Here is a 3,616-nt window from a genome sequence, read left to right as displayed (position 1 = left end):
CGCAATAGATATTGACGGCATTCTGGGGCGGTAATATGGCGATAAGTGCCCAAAACAATATTGTTTGCCGCTAAAGAATCTGCTGTTGTGAAGAAACCGAGATTGCGCTTAATAATGCGACGCTCATCTTCAGTTAAACCATTAGGATCTTTCCAAAGCGCGATATCGCGATTCATATTGATCTCTTGTGGCATCCAATGGTTTGCGCAACCAGCCAGGTATTTCTCCCAAGCCCACTTATATTTAAATGGAACCAACTGATTCACGTCAGTCTTGGCATTAATTACACGCTTATCGGCAGCGTTGACGCGCAAAGCTGCACCACCAGATAAATCTGCACTCGCAGTTGCTGCAGGTGCCGTAACTTGAAGTGCAATTGCGACCTCGTCCGCTTGTGGGCGTTGTGGCTCTGCCACAACTGGTTGCTGTGCGAGACCTGCTTTTGCTAGTGCCGGCGCAACTTCTTCTTCCCAATTCAACATAACAATCTCCTAAATTCTTTTCTTTTATAAATCAGCAATCAAATACTTACTGACAAGCTTCACATTCTTCAAATCCAGCATCGCCCGGGCGCATTGTGCAAGCAGGGCCATCCAATTCTTGCGCTGCTGATGCATCTGTACCATTAACACCGCCACCGCTAGACACTGCATTTAGCTGGCCACTTGCAACAGTAGACTTCTCAACGTGCGTTGCAGCCATGGTGCGGAGGTAATAAGTGGTCTTCAAACCACGCAACCATGCCAACTTGTAGGTGTCATCCAATTTCTTGCCTGATGCGCCACCCATGTAAATATTGAGTGACTGCGCCTGGTCAATCCACTTCTGACGACGCGAAGCAGCTTCAACTAACCAGCTTGGCTCCACTTCAAATGCAGTAGCGTATAAATCACGCAAATCTTGTGGAACACGATCAATCTTGGATAAAGTACCGTCAAAGTACTTCAAGTCAGCAATCATGACTTCATCCCAGAGGCCGCGATCTTTCAAATCACGCACCAAATACTCGTTTACTACAGTGAACTCGCCTGAGAGGTTAGATTTCACAAACAAGTTTTGGAATGTCGGCTCGATACAAGCTGATACGCCAATAATATTAGAAATCGTTGCAGTTGGTGCGATCGCCACACAGTTGGAGTTACGCATACCAAATTGCTTGATGCGTGCACGCAAGCCATCCCAATTCATAGTGGAAGAACCATCTACCTCAAGGTAGCCACCACGCTCCGCCGCCAACAACGCAACTGAGTCTTGCGGAAGAATGCCACGATCCCACAAAGATCCTTTGTATGTGCTGTAAACGCCACGCTCTTCAGCCAACTCATTAGATGCCTGGTAGGCGTAGTAGCAAACTGCTTCCATTGAAGAATCTGCGAACTTCACTGCTTCATCGCTAGCGTAAGGAATGCGCTGCATATGCAAGCAATCCTGGAAGCCCATGATGCCCATACCAACTGGACGATGCTTCAAGTTGGAATTACGCGCTTTAGCAACAGCGTAGTAGTTGATATCAATCACGTTGTCCAACATACGCATTGCAGTACGAATTGTTTTCTGGAGCTTCTCGTGATCCAAAATCATCTTGCCAGATGCATCGGTAGTCATGTGTGCTGTCAAGTTCACAGAACCTAAGTTGCATACCGCGATCTCGCTCTCGTTTGTGTTGAGAGTAATCTCAGTACACAAGTTAGAAGAGTGAACTACACCGATGTGCTGTTGTGGGCTACGAATGTTGCAAGGATCTTTAAATGTGATCCATGGGTGGCCAGTTTCAAACAACATGCCCAACATCTTACGCCACAATTGTTGCGCCGGAATACGGCGGAATGGTTTCAATTCACCAGCATCTGCTTTTTTCTCATAGGCAACATACGCCTCTTCGAAAGCATTGCCGAATTTGTCATGCAAGTCGGGTGTATTTGAAGGTGAGAACAATGTCCACTCACCACCCTCCATCACGCGCTTCATAAACAAATCTGGAATCCAGTTGGAAGTATTCATGTCATGCGTACGGCGGCGATCATCACCGGTGTTCTTACGCAACTCGAGGAACTCTTCAATATCTAAGTGCCATGTCTCTAGGTAAGCACAAACTGCGCCCTTACGCTTACCACCTTGGTTCACAGCAACCGCTGTATCGTTCACCACTTTTAAAAATGGCACTACACCTTGTGACTTACCGTTAGTGCCTTTGATATGACTTCCCAAGGCGCGCACGTTTGTCCAGTCGTTACCTAAACCACCAGCAAACTTGGACAAGAGTGCATTCTCTTTCAAGGCTTCATAGATGCCATCAAGATCATCATCCACAGTTGTTAAGTAGCAGCTGGATAACTGAGGACGTGTTGTCGCTGAGTTAAACAAGGTTGGTGTGCTGGACATGAAATCAAATGTAGAGAGGATTTCATAGAACTCGATTGCACGACGCTCACGATCCAATTCATTCAAAGATAAGCCCATTGCAACGCGCATGAAGAAAGCTTGTGGCATTTCAATGCGACGGTCTTCAATGTGCAAGAAATATCGGTCATACAAAGTTTGCAAACCAAGGTAGTTGAACTGCAAGTCACGGCTAGCGTTCAAAGCAGCAGCTAAACGTGGCAGGTCAAACTCACGCATACGTGGGTCTAAGAGCTCAGCAGAAATACCTTCGTTGATGTACTTAGCAAAGTATGTGCTGTACTCCGCCTGCATATCGCCTTGCAATACTTCGCGACCTAAAATTTCTTTACGAATCACGTGCATCAAGATACGAGCCGTTACTTGACTGTACGCAGGATCTTTTTCAATCAAAGTACGTGATGCCAAAATTGCAGAGTCATACACTTGAGCCATTGGTACGCCATCGTACAAATTCTTAATGGTTTCAGTAATGATTGGAGTTGCGTCAATGTTGTTGCCGAGGCCTTCACATGCTGCATCGATAATGGTGCGCAAAGCAGCCATATCCAACCACTTCTCTATGCCGTTGTCAGTTACCTTGATACCAGACTCACCAACTTGAGTTGCAGCTTGCGCCTCCCGAGTAATACCTTGTTGTGTTGCACGTTCTTGATTGCGCTTTTCACGATAAAGAACATACGCACGGGCGACGTTGTGCTCACCACTGCGCATTAATGCTAACTCAACCTGATCTTGAATATCTTCAATATGGAAGGTGCCGCCATTTGGGCGACTACGCAACAAGGCGCGCACTACTGAATGAGTTAATAATTCTACTTGCTCACGAACGCGCGCTGAAGCTGCGCCCTGACCGCCATTAACCGCCAAGAATGCCTTGGTAACGGCAATCGCAATCTTTGAAGGCTCAAACGCCACCACAGAGCCATTTCGGCGAATGATTTTGTAATCAGATAATTGAGTTGCTTGACCACCGCCAACACCGCCAGCAACAAAGCCAGCGGAAGGGGCTTGGTTCATAGCTTCGGAGGGGTTCATTCCTGGATTATTTGCGCCGGCAGTCTGTCCTGCTGTCTGGGGGTTGGCATATGTCATATTTTTCCTGCTTATATATAGTTATTTGGACAAAAAATCGTTAAAAAACAATAGGGTATTGCTGTATTCAAACACTACATCTAGTGTCTCGAAGTGTATTTGGTACTAAGTATAGGAAAAT

Annotated in this window: 2 protein-coding genes; both read right to left on the bottom strand. The window is 46.4% G+C overall.

Features of this window, described 5'->3' with window-relative positions:
- Window positions 1-482, bottom strand: a 482-nt coding sequence (locus tag B7Y67_RS13030) for a ribonucleotide-diphosphate reductase subunit beta (RefSeq protein WP_293599019.1), incomplete at its 3' end; no start/stop codon positions are given.
- A 46-nt stretch (window positions 483-528) separates the two neighbouring features.
- Entirely contained in the window at window positions 529-3,438 is a 2,910-nt protein-coding gene (locus B7Y67_RS13025; protein ID WP_363926727.1) for a ribonucleoside-diphosphate reductase subunit alpha, read from the bottom strand.
- Window positions 3,439-3,616: the final 178 nt, after the last annotated feature.

This window comes from Polynucleobacter sp. 35-46-11 (genome assembly GCF_002281105.1).
This window is presented reverse-complemented; position numbering and strand designations above follow the sequence as displayed.